We start from the raw sequence: 22141 nt of genomic DNA, 5'->3' as shown, positions 1-22141 counted from the left end.
CGTCATTTTGCGAAAAATTCCATCAAGCGCCCGGCTATGCGTTCCAGCGGGCGGATTTCCACTGCGGCATCGATGGCCGCAGCGGCCTTGGGCATCCCGTACACCGCACTGCTGGCCTGGTCCTGGGCAATGGTCAGGAAACCCTGCTGGCGCATCAGCTTCAGGCCCTGGGCACCATCGCGACCCATGCCGGTAAGCAACACACCCACCGCATCGCCGGTCCAATAGCGCGCCACACTCTCGAAGAACACATCGATCGAGGGCCGGTAAATTTCATTGACAGGTTCGGCAGTGTAGGCCAGTTGGCCGTTCTGTAGCAGGCGGATGTGGTGATTGGTGCCGGCCAGCAATACCTGCCCCGGCTGTGGTGGCTCGCCCTCACGGGCCAGGCGCACCGGCAAGCCGGCGGCGCTGCTGAGCCATTCTGCCATGCCCGCGGCAAATACCTGGTCCACATGCTGGACCAGCACGATGGCCGCCGGAAACGCCGCCGGCAGGCCCTTGAGCAGTACTTCGAGGGCCGCCGGGCCGCCAGCGGACGAACCGATCGCAACCAGCCCGCGGTGCTGTGACGCCGCCCGCACGGGTGCGGCGACCGGGCGTGCGGCCGGTGCGCGCTGCTGACCAATCAACCAGCTTATGTTGAGGATCTTGCGCAGCAGTGGCGCTGCCGCTTCACGCGGATCGCCCGCCCCCAGCGCCGGCGTGTCGACCACGTCGAGGGCGCCGTGGCCCATGGCCTCGAATACCCGGTGCACGTTCTGCTTGCGATCGACCGTGACGATGACGATGGCGCAAGGGGTTTCGGCCATGATCCGCCGGGTGGCCTCGACGCCATCCATGACCGGCATGATCAGGTCCATGAGGATCAGGTCTGGCTGCTGCTCGGTGCAGCGCTGCACCGCCTCGGCGCCATTGCTGGCCACCCACACCACCTGGTGCGCCGGTTCGAGGGCAACCGCCCGGCGCAGCGCCTCGACGGCCATGGGCATGTCGTTGACGATGGCGATCTTCATCCCTGAGCACCTCCGATCAGCTCAACCACAGCATCCAGCAACGCATCGTCATGGAAACTGGCCTTTGCCAAATAGTAGTCGGCGCCGGCATCCAGGCCCCGCCGTCGGTCTTCCTCACGGTCCTTGTAGGACACCACCATCACCGGCAGCGATTGCAGGCGCTGGTCGCGGCGTACCAGGGTGACCAGCTCGATGCCGTCCATGCGCGGCATGTCGATATCAGTGATCAGCAGGTCGAAGTCCTCGCCACGCAAGGCGTTCCAGCCGTCCATGCCATCCACCGCCACGGCCACGTCGTAGCCACGGTTGCCGAGCAGCTTGCGCTGCAGTTCACGCACGGTCAGCGAATCATCGACCACCAGGATGCGCTGGCGCGCCACGCCACGGGTGCCGCTGCTGCCGCGGTCGATGCGTTCCAGGCTGCCGGTGCTGAGCAGCTTCTCCACCGAACGCAGCAGGTCCTCCACATCGACGATCAGCACCACCGAGCCATCGTCGAGCAGGGCACCGGAAGAGATGTCCTGCACCTTGCCCAGCCGTGGGTCGAGCGGCATCACCACCAGCACCCGCTCGCCCACCAGTCGCTCCACGGCTACCCCGTACAACTGCTCGCGCTCGCGGATCACCACCACGCGCAGGTTGCTCTCCTGCGTTTGCCCGGCCGGGCGATTGAGCAGTTGGCTGGCCGCGACCAGGCCTATGTGCCGGCCTTCGTGCCAGAAATGCTGGCGCCCCTCGATCTGCACGATCTCTTCGGCACTTACTTCGAGCGTGCGTTCGATATGAGCGAGCGGGAAGGCATAGGCCTCGCCACCCACCTCGACCACCAGGCTGCGCACAACCGACAAGGTCAGTGGCACCTGCAAATGGAAACGGCAGCCCTGCCCGGCCAGCTGGGTCAGCTCTATCGAACCGCGCAGCTCCCGGATCATGTGCTGCACCGCATCCAGGCCGACACCGCGCCCGGACACCTCGGTGACTTTGTCGCGCAGGCTGAAACCGGGCAGGAACAGGAATGTCAGCAACTCTTCCTCGCTCATGCGCGCCACCGTGTCGGCGGGCGACAGGGCGCGCTCGACAATGCTGCTGCGCAGGCGTTCGAGGTCGATGCCGGCACCGTCGTCGATCAGTTCAAGGCTGAGCATACCGGCCTGGTGCGAGGCCCGCAGGCGGATCACGCCCTCCTCCGCCTTGCCCGCCAGCAGGCGCCGCTCGGGCAGCTCGATGCCGTGGTCGACCGCGTTGCGCAACAGGTGGGTCAACGGTGCCTCGAGCTTTTCCAGCACATCACGGTCGACCTGGGTCTTTTCCCCTTCCACCAACAGCCGCACCGGCTTGCCCAGCGAACGACCAAGGTCGCGCACCATGCGGCTCTGGCCGGTCAGCACATCGGCAAACGGCCGCATCCGGCAGGCCAGCGCGGTGTCGTAGAGCAGTTGTGCGCGCTGGCTGGCCTGCCAGCCGAACTCGTCCAGGTCGGCAGCCTGCTGCTGCAGGATCTGCTGGGTTTCCGCCAGCAGGCGCTGGGTCTGTGCCAGGGCTTCGAGCACCTCGCTGCTCTGGCCACTGTCCTCCAGTTGCAAGCGCAGGCCATCAAGCGCCTGCATGCCCTGGCCGTGCATGCGCTTGAGGCGCTGCAGGGTGGCCAGGTAAGGCTTGAGCCGCTGGGTTTCCACCAGCGACTTGCTGGACAGGTCGAGCAGGCTGTTGAGGCGGTCGGCGGTGACCCGCAGCACCCGCTCCGTACCTTCGCCGGTGCGCTTGCCGGCCTTGCGACGCGGGGCCAGCTCGGGCTCGGGCTCAGGCTCCAAGGGTTCGACGGGTAGCGGCAAAGGTTCGGCTTGCACGGTTTGCGCCGGCGCTTCCGGCAGCGCTGGCACGGCTGGCGGCGCGGGGGGCAAGGCTGCCGTCCCCGGGTCGAGCAGGTTGGCCATTTGCGCAAGGAACACCGGCAGGGTCGCCTGCGCCCCGGCATCGCCAGGCGTGGCGATGCGCATCAACAGGTCGGTGCCCTGCAACAGGGCATCGATATGCTCGGCGCTCAGCCGCAGGCGACCCTCCTGGGCGGCCACCAGGCAGTCCTCCATGACATGGGCAACGCTAACGCCAGCGTCCACCCCGACGATCCGCGCCGCACCCTTCAGCGAGTGGGCCGCGCGCATGCAAGCCTCAAGCTGGTCGGCCTGCGTGGGATTACGCTCCAGCGCCATCAGGCCGGCACTGAGCACCTGGGTCTGCGCCTCGGCCTCCAGGCTGAACAGTTCGAGCAACGATGCGTCGCGCATTTGCTCTGGGGTCATGACAGGCTCCGCTGCACGGCAGACAGTAAATGTTGATCGTCCAGTACCCGCACGCTGCGGCCACGCCATTGCAGGACCGCTGCGGTGAAGTGGGAGGCGTCCTGCCCGCTGTTCAGTAGCAGCGGGTCGAGCCGGTGAATGCCGTCGATTTCCTCGACCGCCATCACCACCGGCCCGCCCTCCGCGGCCAGGATCAGCATGCGTGGCATCGCCCGGCCGCCACGTTGCTCGGCAGCGCTGGCCTGCACACCCAGCAGGTCGGCCAGTGACAGGCACGGCACCAGCGCACCGCGCACGTTGGCCACCCCCTGCAACACCCGCGAGCGCTGGTGCGGCAGCGAATGCACCGCCTGCAGCGGGGCAATTTCGGCCAGGCAGGCGGTGGCCAGCGCCAGCCACTCTTCGCCCAGGCGGAACAGCAGCATGGAGCGGCCGGTGTTTTCCTCGACCGGTGGCGCCACGGCAGCCTGGTGGTCCTGCATCAGCGCGTAGCGGTCGAGCAGGCGTGTGGCCGCTGCGGCATATACCTCGCAGTTGCGGCAGTGAACGTGACGTTCCAGCAGCGGGCACTGCTTGTCGCCGTGCACGCCAATGCGGTTCCAGCAGTCGTCGATGTGCGCGTCATCCTCGGCGAGCAATTGCATCGCGGATTCCTTCATCGTTCAGACTCCCTGCCAACCCGTGCGGCGCGCTCCTGCAGGCGCCGGGCACCGGCAAGGTCGCCCTGGGCCGCCAGCAAGGCCGCCAGGTGCACCAGCGCCTCGGGGTGCTGCGGTTCCAGGTACAGGGCTTTGCGATAGTGGGTCAGTGCCTGCTGCGCATCGCCTTCGGTATCGCTGAGCAGCCCCAGCCAGTAGTAAACCTGCGCCGAAGGCGCGAACTGGCCCAGGTAGCGCTGGCATTCGGCACGGGCCTGCTCGCTGGCGCCGGCATTGGCAAGCCGGGCAATGCTGGCCAGCAACTCGCTTGCCTCCTCGCGCTTGTGCTCGCGCGCCGGCGCTGGCTTGGCGACCACGGGCAGCACCCGCAGTGGGCGCGGCGACGCTGCGCTCGGTAACGGATAGCCTGGCTTGGCCGGTGCTGGCGATGTGCGCCGCAAGGGCTGGACCGGGGGCATAGCCAACGCAGCGCCGCCACCCTCCTGGCGCACATAGGCGAACGACTGGGCAATCCCCAGCGGGCGCATGCCCAATCGCGCCAGCAAGCTGCCTTCGGCCGGGCCGATGAACAGCACACCCTGTGGGTGCAACAAGCGCTTGAGCACTTCGAACACCCGTTGTTGGGTCGGCACGTCGAAATAGATCAGCAGGTTGCGGCAGAACACGAAGTCGTACAGGCCATCGCGGCTGGCCAGCGCCGGGTCGAGCACATTGCCCACCTGCAGGCTGACTTGCTCGCGCACCCGCTCATGCAGGAGGTGGCCTTCTTCGAGGGCATCGAAGTAACGCTCGCGAAAGCCCAGGTCGCTGCCACGGAAGGCATTGCGCCCGTACACGGCCTGCCCGGCCTTGGCCACGGAACTGGGGCTGATGTCCATGCCGTCGATCATGAACGCCCCCGGCGCGATACCGGCATCGAGCAAGGCCATGGCCAGCGAATAGGGTTCCTCGCCGGTCGAGCAAGGCAGGCTGAGCAAGCGGAGCGGGCGCGCCCCGGCCAGCTCGGCCAGGCGCTTGTGCGCCAGGCTGGCCAAGGCGGTGAAGGACTCGGGGTAACGGAAGAACCAGGTTTCCGGGACGATGACCGCTTCGATCAGCGCCTGTTGCTCATCCATCGACTGCTGCAGGTGCAGCCAGTAATCATCCAGGTCCGCAGCGTTCACGGCCACGCAGCGCTGGCGCAGCGCACGCTCGACCATGGGCGCGCCCACCGACTCCACGTCCAGGCCGATGCGCTCACGCAGGAAGCGGAAAAAATGCTGTTCGTTCATGTCGGCATCCCTGTCGGATCACCCGCATACAGCAACTCGTGCACGGCATCGGGGAGCAGGTCGTTGACTTCGATGCGCTGCAACAAGCCCTGCTCATCCTGACGCACCGGGCCCAGATACGGGGCCTCGCCGCTGTCCAGGCCATACGGCTGGAACTCGTCGGGGTGGCAACGCAGGGTTTCGGTGGCCTGCTCCAGTATCAGGCCAAGCTGCAGGCCGACTCGGTAGTGCACCAGAACCAGGCGGGTACTGGTGCGCTGCGCTGCCGGTTGGCCGAAGCTCAATGCCGCCAGGTCGACCACTGGTACCAACAGGCCTCGGTGCGCAAGGATGCCTGCGACCCAGGCAGGTGCCTTGGCGATCGGTTTCAGCGGCTGGCGCGGCAGCACCTCGATCACCTCGTGCACACTCAGGGCAAAGCGTTGCTCCCGAATGCGAAACTGCAGGTACAACGCCCCCTTGGCGTTGCCCGTCCGCGCGGCCCGCGGTTGCAAGTCGTTCATCGCGGTCAGACTTTGAAGCGCGACACGCCGCCACGCAGGCCTGCGGCCACTTGGCTCAGCTCATCGATGGCGAAACTGGCCTGGCGCAGCGACTCGACTGTCTGGGTGCTGGCATCGCTGAGCTGGGCCAGCGCCTGGTTGATCTGCTCGGCACCGGTGGCCTGGGCCTGCATGCCTTCGTTGACCATCAGCACGCGCGGCGCCAGGGCCTGCACCTGGTGGATGATCTGGCTGAGCTGTTCGCCCACCTGCTGCACCTCGAACATGCCGCGGCGCACTTCTTCGGAAAACTTGTCCATGCCCATGACCCCGGCCGACACCGCCGACTGGATCTCGCGCACCATCTGCTCGATGTCGTAGGTGGCAACGGCGGTCTGGTCGGCCAGGCGGCGCACTTCGGTGGCCACCACGGCAAAGCCCCGGCCGTACTCGCCGGCCTTTTCCGCTTCGATGGCAGCGTTGAGCGACAGCAGGTTGGTCTGGTCGGCAACCTTGACAATGGTCACCACCATCTGGGTGATGTTGCTGGCCTTTTCGTTGAGGATGCCCAGCTTGGCGTTGACCAGGTCGGCGGCACCCATCACCTGGTGCATGGTTTCTTCCATGCGTGCCAGGCCCTGTTGGCCGGAGCCGGCCAGGCTGGAGGCCTGGTCGGCGGCCGAGGTGACTTCGGTCATGGTGCGCACCAGGTCACGCGAGGTGGCGGCGATTTCCCGCGAGGTGGCGCCGATTTCGGTGGTGGTGGCAGCCGTTTCGGTGGCGGTGGCCTGCTGTTGCTTGGAGGTTGCGGCAATTTCGGTCACCGAGGTGGTCACCTGCACCGACGAACGCTGGGCCTGGGCCACCAGGTTGGCCAGGGCCTCGGCCATTTCGTTGAAGCCGCTTTCGATGGCGCCGAACTCGTCCTTGCGGTCCAGGCTCAGGCGCATGCTCAGGTCGCCGGAGCGCAGTTTGTCGAGGGCATGGACAATGCGTTGCATGGGCGCGGTGATGGCGCGCATCAGCAACAGGCCGCAGATACCGGCGGCGATGATCGCCAGCAGCAGCGAAACCATCATGCTGCCCTTGGCGGTGCTCACGGCGCCGACGATCTCGTTGGTGTCGGTGTCGGCGGCGGCCCGGTTGTGCTCGATCACTTCGTTCAGAAGCTTGCGGCCTTCTACCCAGGCCGGGGTCAGCACATCGGTGATCAACCGCTGGGCTTCGGCATAGTCATGCTTTCGGTAGGCTTCCAGCACCTGCTCGATGATCTTGAGGTAGGCAACCTCCATCTGGATGAAGGCGTCGAACCGCGCCTGGTCGTCATCATCCTGAATGGTGCCCTGGTAGCTGGCCATGTGCTCTTTCAAGCGGTCCTGGAAGCTCTTGAACAGTTCCGCATCGGCCGAGGTGAATTCACGCTGGTTGGACAGGCCTACCAACTGCTGGCTAGCCACGTAACCGTCGACCCAGGCACTGCGGATCATCGAGCTGTAGTAGAGGCCGGGAATGCTGTCGGTCCCCACTGCCTGTTCGGCGGATGCGATGGTCACCAACCGCGAGTAGGCGGCCACGATCATCAGCAGCATGATGGCGATGATCACGGCGAAACTTGCCAGGATCCGTTGGCGCAAGGTCCAGTTCTTCACATTCAGCCCTCAGGAATTCACAACGAGCGGGAAAAATCGCCGAAGTATAGCCCAGGCGCCCAGTGCTCATGCGGCTGAAATGTGGGGTGACCAGGTAACCTTGCCGACAGACCGGTCATTTGTGCCCAACGCCATTGGGGCCGCTGTGCGGCCCATCGCCGGCAAGCCAGGCTCCCACCTCGACCGCATGACCTCAGGCCATGTGTGATCCCTGTGGGAGCCGGCTTGCCGGCGATGGGCTGCAACGCAGCCCCCATCACTGGCCGGCGGCAAGCCTTGCCTGGCTTTCCAGCTCCTGGCGCAGGGCCGGGTCCAGGCGCAGCTGGCGGGCCAGTTCGTCCAGGTAGGCGCGCTCCATGAAGTTTTCCTGGTCGACCATCATGACGCTGGCCAGGTACATCTCGGCGGCCATTTCCGGCGTTTGCGCGGCACGGGCCACTTCGGCCGGGTCCAGCGGCTTGTTCAGCTCGGCATGCAGCCAGTGCTGCAACTCGCGGTCGTTGTCCAGGCGGGTGAATTCACCCTCGATCAGCGCACGCTCGCGTTCGTCGATATGGCCATCGGACTTGGCCGCCGCCACCAGCGCCCGCAGTACCGCCTGGCTGTGCAGCTCGGCCTGGGCCGGCGGCAGGCGGTCGACGGTCTGTGGCTCGGTGGCGGCCACCTGCTGGCGCGCCTGCCAGTTGCCGTAGGCCTTGTAGGCCAGCACACCGAGCGCGGCCAGGCCGCCATAGGTGAGGGCCTTGCCGCCATATTTGCGGGCTTTCTTGTTGCCCAGCAGCAAACCCATGGCACCCGCTGCCAGGGCACCACCACCGGCACCAGAAAGCAGGCTGCCAAGGCCGCCGGCACTGGCGCCTGGCTTGCCAGAGCTGCCCTTGCCGGCCTGGCTGGCGAGCAAGTCCTGGCCGGACTTGAGCAACTGGTCGAGCAATCCCCGGGTGTTCATCAAACGGTTTCCACGTTGGCCAAGGGAACCGTCAGATTAAGCCCTGCCCGCTCGATCGCCATGGGGGGATTTGCTTCCGGATGTTGCATTGGCTGGCAAAAAGCCAACTAGACTCGATATCGCCAATACCGCGCGTAAACCGCACTACGCCTATAACGCTCGCTTCACGGCTTGCTTGATGACTGCCCCGACCAAAATCTCCAAGAAGAGGGAACACCATGTCAGTGCACAAGACCGCATTGCTCGGCGCAACCGCCTGCGCCGTGCTGGCCAGCGCCAGCCTGCAGGCTGCCGAACCGCCCAAGGCCCTGGGGCCCGGCGAGGGCCGCCTGGACATCGTCGCCTGGCCCGGCTACATCGAGCGCGGTGAAAGCGACAAGGCCTACGACTGGGTGACCGGCTTCGAGAAGGAAACCGGCTGCAAGGTCAGCGTCAAGACCGCCGCCACCTCGGACGAGATGGTCAGCCTGATGACCAAGGGCGGCTACGACCTGGTCACCGCCTCGGGCGATGCCTCGCTGCGGCTGATCGCGGGCAAGCGGGTACAGCCGATCAACACCGACTTGATCCCCAACTGGAAGAACATCGACCCACGGCTACAGAACGGTGGCTGGTACGTGGTCGACAAGCGGGTCTACGGCACCCCGTACCAATGGGGCCCGAACGTGCTGCTGTACAACACCGACGTGTTCAAGCAGGCGCCCACCACCTGGGGTGTGCTGTTCGAGCCGCAGAACCTGCCCGACGGCAAGCCGAACAAGGGCCGCGTGCAGGCCTACGATGGGCCGATCTACATCGCCGATGCGGCGTTGTACCTGAAGACGGCCAAACCGGAGCTGGGCATCCAGGACCCGTACGAGCTGAGCGAAACACAATACAAGGCCGTGCTGGAACTGCTGCGCCAGCAACAACCGCTGATCCACCGCTACTGGCATGACGCCACGGTGCAGATGAGCGACGTGAAGAACGAAGGCGTGGTTGCCTCCAGCTCCTGGGGCTACATGGTCAATGGCCTCAAAGCCGAAAAGCAGCCCGTGGCCTCGACCATTCCCAAAGAAGGCGCGACCGGCTGGGCCGACACCACCATGCTGCACAGCGAGGCCAAGCACCCCAACTGTGCCTACAAATGGATGGACTGGTCGCTGCAGCCGAAAGTACAGGGTGACGTGGCGGCCTGGTTCGGTTCGTTGCCGGCGGTGCCGGCGGCCTGCACCGGCAACGAGCTGCTGGGGGCCGAGGGCTGCAAGACCAACGGTTTCGACAACTTCGACAAGATCGCCTTCTGGAAAACCCCGCAGGCCCAGGGCGGCAAGTTCGTGCCGTATAGCCGCTGGACCCAGGATTACATTGCGATCATGGGTGGGCGCTGAGGTTGCCTGAATGCCTGTGCCGGCCTCTTCGCGGGTGAACCCGCTCCTACAGGTAGAGCACCACCCTTACAGGCGGTGATGAACCTGTAGGAGCGGGTTCACCCGCGAAGAGGCAGGCACAGGAGTAAGCCCGTTGTCCGGAGCACACGCATGCCCCTAGCCGTCCAGTTCACCCAGGTTTCCCGCACCTTCGGCGAGGTCAAGGCCGTCGACCAGGTCAGCATCGACATCATCGATGGCGAATTCTTCTCCATGCTCGGCCCCTCTGGCTCGGGCAAGACCACCTGCCTGCGCCTGATCGCAGGCTTCGAGCAACCCACCAGCGGTTCGATCCGCATCCACGGTGTCGAGGCTGCGGGCGTACCGCCCTACCAGCGCGACGTCAACACCGTATTCCAGGACTACGCCCTGTTCCCGCACATGAACGTACTGGACAACATCGCCTACGGCCTGAAGGTAAAAGGCGTGGCCAAGGCCGAACGCCACAGCCGCGCCGAAGAAGCCCTGGCGATGGTGGCCCTGGCCGGCTATGGCGCGCGCAAACCGGCGCAGTTGTCCGGTGGCCAGCGCCAGCGCGTGGCCCTGGCCCGCGCGCTGGTCAATCGGCCACGGGTACTGCTGCTGGACGAGCCGCTTGGCGCGCTGGACCTGAAGTTGCGCGAACAGATGCAGGGCGAGCTGAAAAAGCTGCAGCGCCAGCTGGGCATCACCTTCATCTTCGTCACCCACGACCAGACCGAGGCGCTGTCGATGTCCGATCGCGTCGCAGTGTTCAACCGCGGCCGTATCGAGCAGGTCGACACCCCGCGCAACCTGTACATGCAGCCGGCCACCACCTTCGTCGCCGAGTTCGTCGGCACCTCCAACGTTGTGCGCGGCGAACTGGCCACGTTGCTCAATGGCAGCCCGGCGCCCTTCTCCATCCGCCCCGAACACATCCGCCTCGGCGACCCGGCCACAGCCGGCCAGCACGTCCAGGTCAGCGGCCAGCTGCGCGATATCCAGTACCAGGGCAGTGCCACCCGCTACGAGCTGCAACTGGACAGCGGCCAGTTGCTGGCGGTGAGCCAGGCCAACGACCGCTGGCAGGCGCAGGCACAGGCCTGGCAACCCGGGCAACGAGTACAGGCGCACTGGCCCCGCGAAGCCATGACGGTGCTGCAGGAAACGGAGGGCCGCTGACATGAGCACGCTGCGCGGCCTGTCCAACCTGCTGTACCGGCGCCCCAACCTGTACCTGGCCCTGCTGCTGATCCCACCGCTGACCTGGTTCGGCGCGATCTACCTGGGCTCGCTGCTGAACCTGCTGTGGCAAGGCTTCTATACCTTCGACGACTTCACCATGGCGGTGACCCCGGACCTGACCCTGGGCAATTTCGCCGCGCTGTTCAACCCGTCGAACTTCGACATCATCCTGCGCACCCTGGGAATGGCGCTGGCGGTGTCGCTGGCCAGCGCGGTGCTGGCCTTCCCCATCGCCTACTACATGGCGCGCTACACCAGCGGCAAGACCAAGGCATTTTTCTACATCGCAGTGATGATGCCGATGTGGGCCAGCTACATCGTCAAGACCTACGCCTGGACCCTGCTGCTGGCCAAGGGCGGCGTGGCCCAGTGGTTCGCCCAGCAACTGCACCTGGATGCTCTGCTGCAAATGGTGCTGGCGGTACCGGGCGTGGGCGGCAGCACGCTGTCGACTTCGCACCTGGGGCGCTTCATGGTGTTCGTGTACATCTGGCTGCCGTTCATGATCCTGCCGATCCAGGCCTCGCTGGAACGCTTGCCGCCGTCGCTGCTGCAAGCTTCGGCAGACTTGGGCGCCAGGCCCGGCCAGACCTTCGTGCAGGTGATCCTGCCGCTGTCGATCCCGGGCATTGCCGCCGGTTCAATCTTCACCTTCTCGCTGACCCTGGGCGACTTCATCGTGCCGCAGCTGATCGGCCCGCCCGGCTATTTCATCGGCAGCATGGTCTATGCCCAGCAAGGGGCGATCGGCAACATGCCGATGGCCGCCGCGTTCACCCTGGTGCCGATCGTGCTGATCGCGGTGTACCTGTCCATCGTCAAGCGACTGGGGGCCTTCGATGCACTCTGAAAAAGCCTCGACCGGGCTGCGCATGGCGGCCTGGGGCGGGTTACTGTTCCTGCACTTCCCGATCCTGGTCATCTTCCTGTACGCCTTCAACACCGAAGACGCGGCATTCAGCTTCCCGCCCAAGGGCTTAACCCTGAAGTGGTTCGCCGTGGCCTTTGCCCGGCCCGATGTGCTGGAAGCGATAAAGCTGTCGCTGCAGGTGGCCTGCCTGGCCACGCTGATCGCCCTGGTGCTCGGCACACTGGCCTCGGCGGCGCTGTACCGGCGCAGCTTTTTCGGCAAGGAGAGCATTTCGCTGATGCTGATCCTGCCCATTGCCCTGCCTGGCATCATTACTGGCATCGCCCTGCTCTCGGCGTTCAAGAGCCTGGGGATCGAGCCCGGCGTGTTCACCATCGTGGTCGGCCACGCCACGTTCTGTGTGGTTATCGTCTACAACAACGTGATCGCCCGCCTGCGACGCACTTCGCAGAGCCTGATCGAAGCTTCGATGGACCTCGGTGCCGACGGTTGGCAAACCTTCCGCTACATCATCCTGCCCAACCTCGGTTCGGCGCTGCTGGCCGGTGGCATGCTGGCCTTTGCCCTGTCGTTCGACGAAATCATCGTCACCACCTTCACTGCCGGCCACGAACGCACCCTGCCGATCTGGTTGCTAAACCAGCTCAGCCGCCCGCGCGACGTGCCGGTGACCAACGTGGTCGCCATGCTGGTGATGCTGGTGACCATGCTGCCGATCCTTGGCGCCTATTACCTGACCCGTGGCGGTGAAAGCGTCGCGGGCAGCGGCAAATGACCCTGGAGGAGTCCCCGATGCAAACGCAGATGCTGATCAATGGCCAGCTGGTCGCTGGCGAAGGCCCGGCCTGGACCGTGCTCAACCCGGCGCTGGGCAGTGCCCTGGCGCAGATCAACGAAGCCAGCGAGGCCCAGGTGGACAGCGCCGTGCGCGCCGCCGACCAGGCCTTCGACAGCTGGTCGCAAACCAGCCCCAAGGAACGCTCGCAAGCCTTGCTGGCGCTGGCCGACGCTATCGAAGCCCATGGCGATGAACTGGCTCGACTGGAATCGCAGAACTGCGGCAAGCCGCTGAGCGCCGCGCTGAATGACGAGATCCCGGCAATTGCCGACGTGTTCCGCTACTTCGCCGGTGCGGCGCGCTGCCTGGGTGGCTCGGCAGCCGGCGAGTACCTGCCGGGGCATACTTCGATGATCCGCCGCGACCCGCTGGGCGTGGTGGCCTCGATCGCACCGTGGAACTACCCGTTGATGATGCTGGCGTGGAAGATCGCCCCGGCCCTGGCTGCCGGCAACACGGTGGTGATCAAGCCCTCCGAGCTGACCCCGCTGACCGCCCTGCGCCTCGGCGAACTGGCCCAGGACCTGCTGCCACCGGGGGTGCTGAACATCCTCTTCGGCCGTGGCCAGACGGTCGGCAACCCGCTGGTCAACCACCCCAAGGTGCGCATGGTGTCGCTGACCGGCTCGATCCCCACCGGCGCTCACATCATCAGCGCCACCGCCGACAGCGTGAAACGCATGCACATGGAACTGGGCGGCAAGGCCCCGGTGCTGGTGTTCGACGATGCCGACATCGATGCCGCCATCGACGGCATCCGTACCTTCGGTTTCTACAACGCCGGCCAGGACTGCACCGCCGCCTGTCGGCTGTACGTGCAGGATGGCATCTACGAGCGCTTCGTCGAACGCCTGGGGGCCGCAGTGGCCAGCCTCAAGCCGGGCCTGCAGGAAGCCGAGGACACCGAACTGGGGCCACTGATCAGTGCCCAGCACCGCGACAAGGTCGCAGGGCTGGTGCAACGGGCCATCGCCCAGCCGCACATTCGCCTGGTAACCGGTGGCAAGGCGATTGATGGCGACGGTTTCTTCTTCGAACCGACCGTGCTGGCTGACGCCCTGCAGGACGACGAAATCGTGCGCAACGAAGTGTTCGGTCCGGTAGTGTCGGTGACCAGCTTCAACGACGAAGCGCAGGCGCTGGAATGGGCCAACGACTCCAACTACGGCCTCGCCTCATCGGTATGGACCCGCGACACCGGCCGCGCCCACCGCCTGGCGGCGCGCCTGCAGTATGGCTGCACATGGGTGAACACCCACTTCATGCTGGTCAGCGAAATGCCCCATGGCGGGCAGAAGCATTCGGGGTATGGCAAGGACATGTCGATGTATGGGCTGGAGGACTACACCTGTGTGCGGCATGTGATGATCAAGCACTAGTCCAGGGTTGAATCTACTGGCCTCTTCGCGGGCTTGCCCGCTCCCACAGGTACATCACAGCCCTTGAGGTTTGTGATGTACCTGTGGGAGCGGGCAAGCCCGCGAAGAGGCCAGTGCAGGTAGAACCTAGTCCCGCAGGTCCGACTCGTGAATCGGGTTGGCCCGGCTGGTGGCGCGCTGGTATTGCGCTGGCCAGGTAGCTTTGTTGCCGCCCAGGTCGTCGTCGGCATGCAGCGGCCAGTACGGGTCGCGCAGCAGTTCGCGGGCGAGGAAGATTATGTCGGCCTGGCCGGTGCGCAGAATGTGCTCGGCCTGGGCCGGTTCGGTGATCATGCCCACGGTGCCGGTGGCGATTTCCGATTCCTTGCGCACACGCTCGGCGAAGCGCGTCTGGTAGCCGGGCCCGGTGGGGATTTCGGCGTTGACCGAGGTGCCGCCGGAGGACACGTCGATCAGGTCGACGCCCAACCCACGCAGGCGGCGGGCCAGTTCGACGGTTTCATCCGGGTTCCAGCCGTCCTCGACCCAGTCGGTTGCCGACACCCGCACGAACAGCGGTAACTCGGCAGGCCAGACTTTGCGCACGGCCTCGACCACCTGCAGGGTCAGGCGGATACGGTTTTCGAAGCAACTGCCGTATTCGTCGCGACGCTGGTTGCTCAGCGGCGACAGGAACTGGTGCAACAGGTACCCGTGGGCGGCATGGATTTCGACCACCTTGAAACCGGCCTTCAGGGCGCGCTCGGTAGAGGCGACAAAGGCGGCGATCACAGCCTGAATCTCATTGTGGTTCAACTCGTGCGGCGTCGTGTGTTGCGGGTCGAAGGCGATTTTCGACGGGCCCACCGGTTGCCAGCCGCCCTCCTCGAGCTTGACGCTGCCTTGCTTGCCCAGCCATGGGCGATAGGTGCTGGCCTTGCGCCCGGCGTGAGCCAGCTGGATGCCGGGCACGCTCCCCTGGGCGGTGATGAAACGGGTGATGCGTTGCAGCGGGGCGATCTGAGCGTCGTCCCACAGGCCGAGGTCTTCAGCGGTGATGCGGCCATCGGCGGTCACCGCCACGGCTTCAGTGATTACCAGGCCAGCGCCGCCCACGGCGCGGCTGCCTAAATGGACAAGGTGCCAATCGTTGGCCAGGCCATCGACGGCGGAATACTGGCACATCGGCGAAACGGCGATGCGGTTGGGCAGGGTCAGCTGACGCAGGGTGTAAGGCTCGAGCAGCAGGCTCATGAGGGCACCTCCCAAGGACTCCAATGGTGATCCGGCCCGGACACTCAATTGCACGTCCCTGGCCCAGGTCCGGTCATAACTTCAGACTAGACCAGAATGGTTGGGGGGGAGGTTCCATGGGATTTGGTAGAGGTTGAACGGCTCTGCGTTACCAGCCCCATGTCTGATCAGAGTTTCAGATATCCCTTACGGCCCAGATATGGTGAAGCCTAGGTTGAAGAAATAACCTACAAGTCCTGTCGACTCGCGTCTGATTGTTACTGGAATCCTGACTCTCTAGCCTTTGCTGGTCGCTGGCATTCAGCGGCCGGGGGTGGAATCCCGATCAATTACCGAGTAGCTGTCGTCATGGCAGTTGTGCGCGGAAGGCCGCAAAGCCTACCGGGTTTACTCGTAGCCTGGATTCCACACCGCGTACAACTGCCACCCTTCGTGTGGAATCGGAGAGGCGGTCAATCAGCAACCATACGAGTGATTGATATGAAAATGACAGTCCCTGATCCCCCTCATTTCTTCTCCTTCGACAAAACGCTCAGAATGATCAGGAGAGGGATCAATGAACACAGAAGACACCCAGTTCACCGTCGGCAAGACCACTTTCTTTCAGGGTGAAAACCAGACCCACCCATTATTTCGCATCGAAGCGGGCATTCCGTGCCGAGACGCCCGTGATCAGGCTTCGGAATTGATGGGCTATGTGCGGGAGTTGACCATCGTCGGGCTGATGGATGAGAAACCCATGATGATCTGGGCTGCGCACTATCTCAGTGCAATGGCCAAGGCACTGATGGATGATGCCGAGTTAGGTATGGCGCGCTGAGTTTGGTGTGATCATCGATCGTACCTAGAGCACATTCGCAAGCCCGCCGCAGAGCATTGTGGGAGCGGGCGTGCCCGCGAAGCAAGCGACTCGGTGGCTGGCACCGGCTCTGCCGGTGTTCGCGGGCATGCCCGCTCCTACAGGTACAGCGTAAGTCTCAAGCCCGCCGCAGGCCCTGTGGGAGCGGGCGTGCCCGCGAAGAAGGCGACTCGGTGGATGGCACCGGCTTCGCCGGTGTTCGCGGGCATGCCCGCTCCCACAGGGATCTTCACCTGGCATCAAGGCCTTGTGCCATACCTACAGAGTTGCGGAAGCCGCAGTACTTGCAGTCAGCGCGGCTCCATGTGGGCAATCATCAACTGCACACTTTCATTACCACGAAACTCGTTCACATCCAGCTTGTACGCCAACTCGACCCAACGCACCGTCGGGTTCGGCCACACTTCGCGGTCAATGCCAAAGGCAATGCCGTCCAGCCGCACCGAGCCGCACTCGCTCTTGAGCACCACCTTCAGGTGCCGCTCGCCCACCACGCGCTGCTCCACCAGCTGGAACACGCCATGGAACAGCGGCTCGGGGAAGTGCTGCCCCCAGGGCCCGGCATGGCGCAGGGCCTTGGCCAGGTCGAGGTGGAACTCCTCCACCGCCAGGCTGCCGTCGGACAACAGCCGACCGGTCAGGTCCTCTTCGCGTAGCTGGCGTCGTACTTCTTCATCGAACGCCGCGGCAAATGCCGGGAAATTGGCCTCAGGCAACGACAACCCCGCCGCCATCGCGTGGCCGCCGAACTTGCTGATCAGTTGCGGGTGGCGCGCCGCCACGGCATCCAGCGCATCGCGAATATGGAACCCCGGCACCGAACGCGCCGACCCTTTGAGCATGCCCTCGCCAGCGTCGGCGAAAGCGATGGTCGGCCGGTGGTAACGCTCCTTCAGGCGCGAAGCCAGAATACCGATTACCCCCTGGTGCCAGTCGGCATCGAACAGGCACAGGCCATATGGCATCGACTCGACAGGCAGGTCCTTGAGCTGGGCCAGGGCCTCGCGCTGCATGCCCTGTTCGATGGACTTGCGGTCCTGGTTCAGGTCGTCCAGCTGCTGGGCCATGTCCTGGGCCAGGGCCGCGTCTTCACACAGCAGGCATTCGATGCCCAGGCTCATGTCGTCCAGGCGCCCGGCAGCGTTCAGCCGCGGGCCAAGGATGAAGCCGAGGTCGGTCGAGGTGATACGCCGGTGATCGCGACGGGCCACTTCAAGAATGGCCTTCAGCCCCGGTCGGGCGCGGCCGGCACGAATGCGTTCGAGGCCCTGGTGCACCAGGATGCGGTTGTTGGCATCCAATGGCACCACGTCGGCGACGCTGCCCAGGGCAACCAGGTCGAGCAATTCGCCGATGTTCGGCTGCGGCTGCGTTTCGTAGCGCCCCAGGCTGCGCAGGCGCGCACGCAGGGCCATCAGCACGTAGAAGATCACCCCTACCCCGGCCAGCGCCTTGCTCGGGAAACTGCAGCCCGGCTGGTTGGGGTTGATGATGGCGTCGGCGTCGGGCAACTCCGCGCCCGGCAGGTGGTGGTCGGTGACCAGCACCTTGAGCCCGGCGGCTTTGGCGGCTGCCACACCGTCGACGCTGGAAATGCCGTTGTCCACGGTGATCAGCAGCTGCGGCTGGCGTTGCAGCGCCACCTCGACGATTTCCGGGGTCAGGCCGTAACCGTATTCGAAGCGGTTGGGCACAAGGTAGTCGACATGGGCCGCGCCCAGCAGGCGCAGGCCCAGCACGCCGACAGTACTGGCAGTGGCGCCGTCGGCATCGAAGTCGCCGACGATGAGGATGCGCTGGCGCTGGTCGATAGCCTCGACCAGCAGATCCACGCCGGCCTCGATGCCCTTGAGCTGCTGGTACGGCAGCAGGCGCGCGAGGCTTTTGTCCAGCTCGGCCTCGCTCTGCACGCCGCGCGCGGCGTACAGGCGGGTCAGCAAGGGTGGCAGGTTACCCAGGAATGGCAGGGTGGGCGGCAGCGGGCGAGGTTCGATACGCATGAGGGGCTTCAGCCACGCTCACCAAGCAGCCACTCCAGCTGCACTTCGTGCTGGCCACGGTCGTCGGTGACGAACATCGTGCCTTCACTGATCATCACGTCCCACTTGATGGTGCGGGGCATGTCGGTGGCGAGGGTTTCCAGCACCTCCTGCGGCACAGCGGCGATGCTCAGGTTCTTCAGCCCCTTGACCGCGTCTACCACCTTGTTCTGCCATACGCGCAGGCTGCCGTAGGCCAGCAGGCTGGTACGCTCGGTGCGGCGCGAGCACCAGGTCAGTCGGTCGGCGTCCGGCTGGCCTACCTCGATCCAGTGCAGGATGCGATCGTCCAGGCTCTTTTCCCACAGCGCCGCCTCGTCCACGTCGGACAGGCCACGGCCGAACGACAGGTTTTCGTTGTACCAGAGGGCGTAGGCCAGCAGGCGTACGGCCATGCGTTCTTCGGTTTCCGAAGGGTGGCGGGCAATGGTCTGACGGACGTTTTCGTACACGCCGCGGTCGAGGTCGGTCAGGTTCAGTTCGAATTTGTAGGTGGTGGACGGCTGGGCCATGGTCGACGGGCTTCTTGCGCAGAGAAAAAGTGACACAGTCTAACCGATACTGCCCTTCGTTGCCCCGCAGCAGTATCTGCCGCTTCGGACCTATGATAAAACCACGCATCTGCCCAGCTGCCACGGATGCCCCATGACTACGCCCAGCAAACCCCTCGCCGGTCTCAAGGTTGTCGAACTCGGCACCCTCATCGCTGGCCCGTTCGCCTCGCGTATCTGTGCCGAATTCGGCGCCGAGGTGATCAAGGTCGAATCGCCCGATGGCGGCGACCCGTTGCGCAAATGGCGCAAGCTGTACGAGGGCACCTCGCTGTGGTGGTTCGTGCAGGCCCGCAACAAGCAGTCGCTCACCCTCAACCTCAAGCACCCAGAGGGGCGCGAGATTCTGAAACGCCTGCTGGCCGACGCCGACATCCTGATCGAGAACTTCCGCCCGGGCGTGCTGGAAAAACTCGGCCTGGGCTGGGACGTGCTGCACGCGCTCAACCCGCGCCTGGTAATGGTGCGCCTGTCGGGCTTCGGCCAGACCGGGCCGATGAAGGACCAGCCGGGCTTCGGCGCCGTGGGCGAGTCGATGGGCGGCCTGCGCTACATCACCGGCTTCGACGACCGCCCACCGGTGCGCACGGGCATTTCCATCGGTGACTCGATTGCTGCCTTGTGGGGGGTGATCGGCGCACTTATGGCGCTGCGACACCGGGAAGTCAACGGCGGCCAGGGCCAGGTGGTGGACGTAGCCCTGTACGAAGCGATCTTCGCCATGATGGAAAGCATGGTCCCGGAGTTCGATGTGTTCGGCTTTATCCGCGAACGCACTGGCAACATCATGCCAGGCATCACGCCCTCCTCCATTCACACCAGCGCCGACGGCAAGCATGTGCAGATCGGCGCCAACGGCGATGCGATCTTCAAGCGCTTCATGCAAGCCATTGGCCGCACCGACCTGGCCGACGACCCGACCCTGGCCACCAACGATGGCCGCGACCTGCGCCGTGACGAGCTGTACGGGGTAATCGACCGCTGGGCAAACAGCCTGCCGCTGGAGCAACTGATACAGGTGCTGAACACCGCCGAAGTGCCGGCCAGCCGCATCTATTCGGCCGAGGACATGTTCAACGACCCGCAGTACCTGGCACGCGAAATGTTCCTGCAGGCCAAGCTGCCGGACGGCAAGCCATTCCGCATGCCGGGCATCGTGCCCAAGCTGTCGGACACCCCCGGCTCCACCGAGTGGGTAGGCCCGGCGCTGGGCGAACACACCGAGGCACTGCTCGGCAACCTGGGCTACGACGCGGCGGCCATCGCCAGCCTGCGCGCAGCAGGCACGGTCTGACCCTGGCGCGGCCCTGGTCCATGCGCGCTGCCCGTTGCCTATGTCACCTGGTCCTGCTGTGCGGGCTGCTGCCTGCACTGCTGCAGCCAGCCAGCGCCAAGGAGCGCATCTTCTGGCTGGTGCGCGACCTGCCGCCGTTCACCATTCTCGAAGGGCCGGAAAAAGGCCAAGGGGTGATCGACCAGTTGCTGCCCCTGCTGATCAGGCAGATGCCCGAGTACGACCACAGCATCCTGCGGGTCAACCGCGCCCGCGGCATCCAGATGCTGCAGGACCCGAAAAGCTTCACCTGCGACCCGACCCTGCTGTGGACGCCGGAACGCGCCGAATATGTGAGGTTTTCCGTGCCTTCCCTGGGCGTGCTCAGTGGCGGCCTGGTGCTGCGCAAGGACAGCGAGGCGCTGGTGGCGCCTTACCTCGACGGCCAGGAGGTAGACCTGCTCAACCTGCTGAGCAAGACCCCACTGAAGCTGGGTGTTGTCGCCGAGCGCAGCTATGGCACACAGATCGACGCCATCCTGCGCCAGTTGCCCGACACCGCGTTCAGCCGCCACTACGGCAACGACGCCACCGCCAACCTGCTGCAGATGCAACAGCTCGGGCGCCTGCGCATGGTGCTCGGCTACTGGCCCGAGGTGCGCTACCTGGTCGACCTGCAAGGCGGGGCGCTGGCTGACTACCAGTTTCACCCTGTGAAAGGGGTAAACCGCTACCAGTTTCTGCATGTGGGCTGTTCAAACAGCGAGCTGGGGCGTGAAGCCATTGCGCACATCGACCAGCTGCTGCCTGCCCTGCGTCGGGATGTGTTGCCGGGGTTGTATGCACGCTGGCTGGACCCGGCGTTGCAGGAAGACTACCTGGAAGAGAGCAAGCGCTTCTTCGAAGACCACTAGCTGCCCGATCGGCCCCTGTAGGAGCGGCCTTGTGTCGCGATGGGGCGCGTAGCGGCCCCACATTTTCAGCTTCGCCGCAAAGATTGCCGGGGCCGCTTTGCGGCCCATCGCGACACAAGGCCGCTCCTACAAGGACATGTGCCTGCCCCCCAAGAAAAGAAACCCCGGGCGCTGGGGAAACACGCCCGGGGCCAAGCGAAAGCCCTTGGGGGCTTCCCGTGACAGCCTTGCCAGCGCCGGAGCAAAGCACTGGCCCGGCTGCCCCTACAGTGTCTGATAAACCACTCAGGCAAAGGTTCCATGGGGTTGCTGACGCTGCTGCAATGCCGCGATCACACAGGGCTGCAAACGCCCTTCGGCGATCTGCAGGTCACGGTGAAGGCCATCCACCAGGTCGACCAACAGGCGTTGTTCCTGCAACTGGCGTTCGCTCACCGTGCGCCGCAAGGTGATGCCGGCGAGGCGGTCATGAACGGTCAGTTGGCGATTACCCTGGGCATCGGCTATGCCCAGGTGGGTCTGATAGGGGGTCAGGGCTTCGTTGAGCAGTCTGCAGATTCTTTCCATCCGGATCACTCGCTGCGTGGTGGGATATAGAGGAACTGACCAACAGACGCAGCGGAAAGTTCGTTACACCGCGGCTGCTTCAGTGAGCATGCGGGGCGGACGTGACAGTTTGAATACGCCGCCACGGGCGCACCTGCAGTGCCTGCAGAGCGCGCTGCAGGCATGGCATCGACAGTGGCCAGGGCAGTTCGGCGAGCACCCACAGGCCCCGGTTTCTGGCCTCTTGGGCGAGGTTGCGGCGCTTGGGGGTAGCCTGGCCGACGAACAGCAAAGCACGAGTTCGGTGCTGCTGTTCGAGCAAGGCAAGGCCGGCCCGGGTCGGCATGGCGTGGTCAAGGATCAGCAGATCGGGGCGGTGATCGGCGTTCAGGCAGGCGTCGAGGTCTGCACTGGTTTCGCTGATGCGCACATGGAACATGCCCTGAGCGTTGAGGGCCTGGTGCAGGAGGATCTGATGGGATGGGCGAGCCTGGTGGATCAACACGTAGGGCTGGTGCATGAGCCGCTCCTGATGGGAGGACCGGCTAATTTAGGCTTTGCGCTGGGCGGCCTGAATAGGATGTTTCTGATGGAGGAGTGGGAAGATTCGGAGAATTAGGGCTGCTCCGCAGCCCATCGCCGGCAAGCCAGCTCCCACAGGGATTGCACATGACCTTGGGTCTATGCGGTCGGGGTG

Annotated in this window: 20 protein-coding genes; 8 read left to right on the top strand and 12 right to left on the bottom strand. The window is 65.0% G+C overall.

Translation table 11 applies throughout. The features are described 5' to 3' along the window. Positions 1-2 precede the first annotated feature (2 nt). From wspF to AC2T3R_RS05425, 7 genes are all read right to left on the bottom strand, one after another. Positions 3-1016 carry a Wsp signal transduction system protein-glutamate methylesterase WspF gene (gene wspF, locus AC2T3R_RS05455; RefSeq protein ID WP_013971215.1) on the bottom strand — a complete coding sequence of 338 codons (1014 nt, stop codon included), beginning with the start codon at positions 1014-1016 and terminating at the stop codon, positions 3-5. Next, positions 1013-3316, bottom strand: coding sequence for a hybrid sensor histidine kinase/response regulator (locus tag AC2T3R_RS05450; RefSeq protein WP_085720721.1), 2304 nt, complete (start codon positions 3314-3316; stop codon positions 1013-1015). Before AC2T3R_RS05450 ends, wspF begins: the two co-directional genes overlap by 4 nt. Beyond that, positions 3313-3975, bottom strand: a complete 663-nt coding sequence (locus AC2T3R_RS05445; protein WP_486744754.1) for a chemotaxis protein CheW — start codon at positions 3973-3975, stop codon at positions 3313-3315. Before AC2T3R_RS05445 ends, AC2T3R_RS05450 begins: the two co-directional genes overlap by 4 nt. Then, positions 3972-5246 (bottom strand): CheR family methyltransferase, encoded by a 1275-nt coding sequence (locus AC2T3R_RS05440; RefSeq protein WP_486744753.1) that lies wholly within the window; start codon positions 5244-5246, stop codon positions 3972-3974. Before AC2T3R_RS05440 ends, AC2T3R_RS05445 begins: the two co-directional genes overlap by 4 nt. Next, positions 5243-5749 (bottom strand): chemotaxis protein CheW, encoded by a 507-nt coding sequence (locus tag AC2T3R_RS05435; RefSeq protein WP_486744752.1) that lies wholly within the window; start codon positions 5747-5749, stop codon positions 5243-5245. The genes AC2T3R_RS05440 and AC2T3R_RS05435 overlap by 4 nt, the downstream gene beginning before the upstream one ends. Positions 5750-5754: 5 nt before the next feature. After that, entirely contained in the window at positions 5755-7377 is a 1623-nt protein-coding gene (locus tag AC2T3R_RS05430; RefSeq protein ID WP_015269155.1) for a methyl-accepting chemotaxis protein, read from the bottom strand. A 256-nt stretch (positions 7378-7633) separates the two neighbouring features. After that, positions 7634-8326 (bottom strand): tellurite resistance TerB family protein, encoded by a 693-nt coding sequence (locus AC2T3R_RS05425; RefSeq protein WP_013971209.1) that lies wholly within the window; start codon positions 8324-8326, stop codon positions 7634-7636. A 218-nt stretch (positions 8327-8544) separates the two neighbouring features. Here AC2T3R_RS05425 and ydcS point away from each other — a divergent pair, with 218 nt between their 5' ends. The 5 genes from ydcS (at position 8545) to AC2T3R_RS05400 (ending at position 14029) form a co-directional block, all read left to right on the top strand. Continuing rightward, entirely contained in the window at positions 8545-9696 is a 1152-nt protein-coding gene (ydcS, locus tag AC2T3R_RS05420; RefSeq protein ID WP_013971208.1) for a putative ABC transporter substrate-binding protein YdcS, read from the top strand. A gap of 150 nt (positions 9697-9846) precedes the next feature. Further along, positions 9847-10878 carry an ABC transporter ATP-binding protein gene (locus AC2T3R_RS05415; protein WP_286101142.1) on the top strand — a complete coding sequence of 344 codons (1032 nt, stop codon included), beginning with the start codon at positions 9847-9849 and terminating at the stop codon, positions 10876-10878. Position 10879: 1 nt separating this feature from the next. Further along, a complete protein-coding gene (locus AC2T3R_RS05410) occupies positions 10880-11791 on the top strand; it encodes an ABC transporter permease (RefSeq protein WP_486744751.1) in 912 nt (303 codons plus the stop codon). Further along, a complete protein-coding gene (locus AC2T3R_RS05405) occupies positions 11781-12587 on the top strand; it encodes an ABC transporter permease (RefSeq protein ID WP_486744750.1) in 807 nt (268 codons plus the stop codon). The genes AC2T3R_RS05410 and AC2T3R_RS05405 overlap by 11 nt, the downstream gene beginning before the upstream one ends. A gap of 17 nt (positions 12588-12604) precedes the next feature. Beyond that, positions 12605-14029: a gamma-aminobutyraldehyde dehydrogenase gene (locus AC2T3R_RS05400; RefSeq protein WP_486744749.1), complete on the top strand. Its 1425-nt coding sequence runs from the start codon at positions 12605-12607 to the stop codon at positions 14027-14029. A gap of 126 nt (positions 14030-14155) precedes the next feature. Here AC2T3R_RS05400 and AC2T3R_RS05395 read toward each other — a convergent pair whose 3' ends face one another. Beyond that, on the bottom strand, positions 14156-15262 hold the full coding sequence (locus AC2T3R_RS05395; RefSeq protein WP_039612794.1) for an NADH:flavin oxidoreductase/NADH oxidase: 1107 nt from the start codon (positions 15260-15262) through the stop codon (positions 14156-14158). Positions 15263-15818: 556 nt separating this feature from the next. On the opposite strand from AC2T3R_RS05395, the gene AC2T3R_RS05390 reads away from it, so the two are divergent. Further along, complete coding sequence (locus AC2T3R_RS05390) at positions 15819-16082, top strand: DUF3077 domain-containing protein (RefSeq protein ID WP_338460156.1); 264 nt, start codon at positions 15819-15821, stop codon at positions 16080-16082. A 329-nt stretch (positions 16083-16411) separates the two neighbouring features. Here AC2T3R_RS05390 and recJ read toward each other — a convergent pair whose 3' ends face one another. Together recJ and AC2T3R_RS05380 are read right to left on the bottom strand one after the other, a co-directional pair. Further along, positions 16412-18121: a single-stranded-DNA-specific exonuclease RecJ gene (recJ, locus tag AC2T3R_RS05385; RefSeq protein WP_410951305.1), complete on the bottom strand. Its 1710-nt coding sequence runs from the start codon at positions 18119-18121 to the stop codon at positions 16412-16414. An 8-nt stretch (positions 18122-18129) separates the two neighbouring features. After that, positions 18130-18672 carry a YaeQ family protein gene (locus AC2T3R_RS05380; protein ID WP_486744748.1) on the bottom strand — a complete coding sequence of 181 codons (543 nt, stop codon included), beginning with the start codon at positions 18670-18672 and terminating at the stop codon, positions 18130-18132. A gap of 133 nt (positions 18673-18805) precedes the next feature. Here AC2T3R_RS05380 and AC2T3R_RS05375 point away from each other — a divergent pair, with 133 nt between their 5' ends. Together AC2T3R_RS05375 and AC2T3R_RS05370 are read left to right on the top strand one after the other, a co-directional pair. Then, entirely contained in the window at positions 18806-20005 is a 1200-nt protein-coding gene (locus AC2T3R_RS05375; RefSeq protein ID WP_486744747.1) for a CaiB/BaiF CoA transferase family protein, read from the top strand. Positions 20006-20025: 20 nt separating this feature from the next. After that, positions 20026-20898: a TIGR02285 family protein gene (locus tag AC2T3R_RS05370; protein ID WP_486744746.1), complete on the top strand. Its 873-nt coding sequence runs from the start codon at positions 20026-20028 to the stop codon at positions 20896-20898. Positions 20899-21183: 285 nt separating this feature from the next. Here AC2T3R_RS05370 and AC2T3R_RS05365 read toward each other — a convergent pair whose 3' ends face one another. Together AC2T3R_RS05365 and AC2T3R_RS05360 are read right to left on the bottom strand one after the other, a co-directional pair. Then, complete coding sequence (locus AC2T3R_RS05365; RefSeq protein WP_013971195.1) at positions 21184-21465, bottom strand: DUF3509 domain-containing protein; 282 nt, start codon at positions 21463-21465, stop codon at positions 21184-21186. A 79-nt stretch (positions 21466-21544) separates the two neighbouring features. Further along, positions 21545-21964: a histidine kinase gene (locus tag AC2T3R_RS05360; protein WP_410951308.1), complete on the bottom strand. Its 420-nt coding sequence runs from the start codon at positions 21962-21964 to the stop codon at positions 21545-21547. Between the last annotated feature and the right edge of the window lie 177 nt (positions 21965-22141).

It is taken from the genome of Pseudomonas sp. PVC-5-1 (assembly GCF_057444345.1).
This window is presented reverse-complemented; position numbering and strand designations above follow the sequence as displayed.

Excerpts from the sequence above, each read along its gene's own strand:
- AC2T3R_RS05375 (WP_486744747.1), top strand. The coding sequence starts at position 18,806 with ATGACTACGCCCAGCAAACCCCTCGCCGGTCTCAAGGTTGTCGAACTC.
- ydcS (WP_013971208.1), top strand. The coding sequence starts at position 8,545 with ATGTCAGTGCACAAGACCGCATTGCTCGGCGCAACCGCCTGCGCCGTG.
- AC2T3R_RS05380 (WP_486744748.1), bottom strand. The coding sequence starts at position 18,672 with ATGGCCCAGCCGTCCACCACCTACAAATTCGAACTGAACCTGACCGAC.
- AC2T3R_RS05400 (WP_486744749.1), top strand. The coding sequence starts at position 12,605 with ATGCAAACGCAGATGCTGATCAATGGCCAGCTGGTCGCTGGCGAAGGC.
- AC2T3R_RS05365 (WP_013971195.1), bottom strand. The coding sequence starts at position 21,465 with ATGGAAAGAATCTGCAGACTGCTCAACGAAGCCCTGACCCCCTATCAG.
- recJ (WP_410951305.1), bottom strand. The coding sequence starts at position 18,121 with ATGCGTATCGAACCTCGCCCGCTGCCGCCCACCCTGCCATTCCTGGGT.
- wspF (WP_013971215.1), bottom strand. The coding sequence starts at position 1,016 with ATGAAGATCGCCATCGTCAACGACATGCCCATGGCCGTCGAGGCGCTG.
- AC2T3R_RS05450 (WP_085720721.1), bottom strand. The coding sequence starts at position 3,316 with ATGACCCCAGAGCAAATGCGCGACGCATCGTTGCTCGAACTGTTCAGC.
- AC2T3R_RS05435 (WP_486744752.1), bottom strand. The coding sequence starts at position 5,749 with ATGAACGACTTGCAACCGCGGGCCGCGCGGACGGGCAACGCCAAGGGG.
- AC2T3R_RS05410 (WP_486744751.1), top strand. The coding sequence starts at position 10,880 with ATGAGCACGCTGCGCGGCCTGTCCAACCTGCTGTACCGGCGCCCCAAC.
- AC2T3R_RS05440 (WP_486744753.1), bottom strand. The coding sequence starts at position 5,246 with ATGAACGAACAGCATTTTTTCCGCTTCCTGCGTGAGCGCATCGGCCTG.
- AC2T3R_RS05425 (WP_013971209.1), bottom strand. The coding sequence starts at position 8,326 with ATGAACACCCGGGGATTGCTCGACCAGTTGCTCAAGTCCGGCCAGGAC.
- AC2T3R_RS05445 (WP_486744754.1), bottom strand. The coding sequence starts at position 3,975 with ATGAAGGAATCCGCGATGCAATTGCTCGCCGAGGATGACGCGCACATC.
- AC2T3R_RS05405 (WP_486744750.1), top strand. The coding sequence starts at position 11,781 with ATGCACTCTGAAAAAGCCTCGACCGGGCTGCGCATGGCGGCCTGGGGC.
- AC2T3R_RS05415 (WP_286101142.1), top strand. The coding sequence starts at position 9,847 with ATGCCCCTAGCCGTCCAGTTCACCCAGGTTTCCCGCACCTTCGGCGAG.
- AC2T3R_RS05360 (WP_410951308.1), bottom strand. The coding sequence starts at position 21,964 with ATGCACCAGCCCTACGTGTTGATCCACCAGGCTCGCCCATCCCATCAG.
- AC2T3R_RS05370 (WP_486744746.1), top strand. The coding sequence starts at position 20,026 with ATGCGCGCTGCCCGTTGCCTATGTCACCTGGTCCTGCTGTGCGGGCTG.
- AC2T3R_RS05390 (WP_338460156.1), top strand. The coding sequence starts at position 15,819 with ATGAACACAGAAGACACCCAGTTCACCGTCGGCAAGACCACTTTCTTT.
- AC2T3R_RS05395 (WP_039612794.1), bottom strand. The coding sequence starts at position 15,262 with ATGAGCCTGCTGCTCGAGCCTTACACCCTGCGTCAGCTGACCCTGCCC.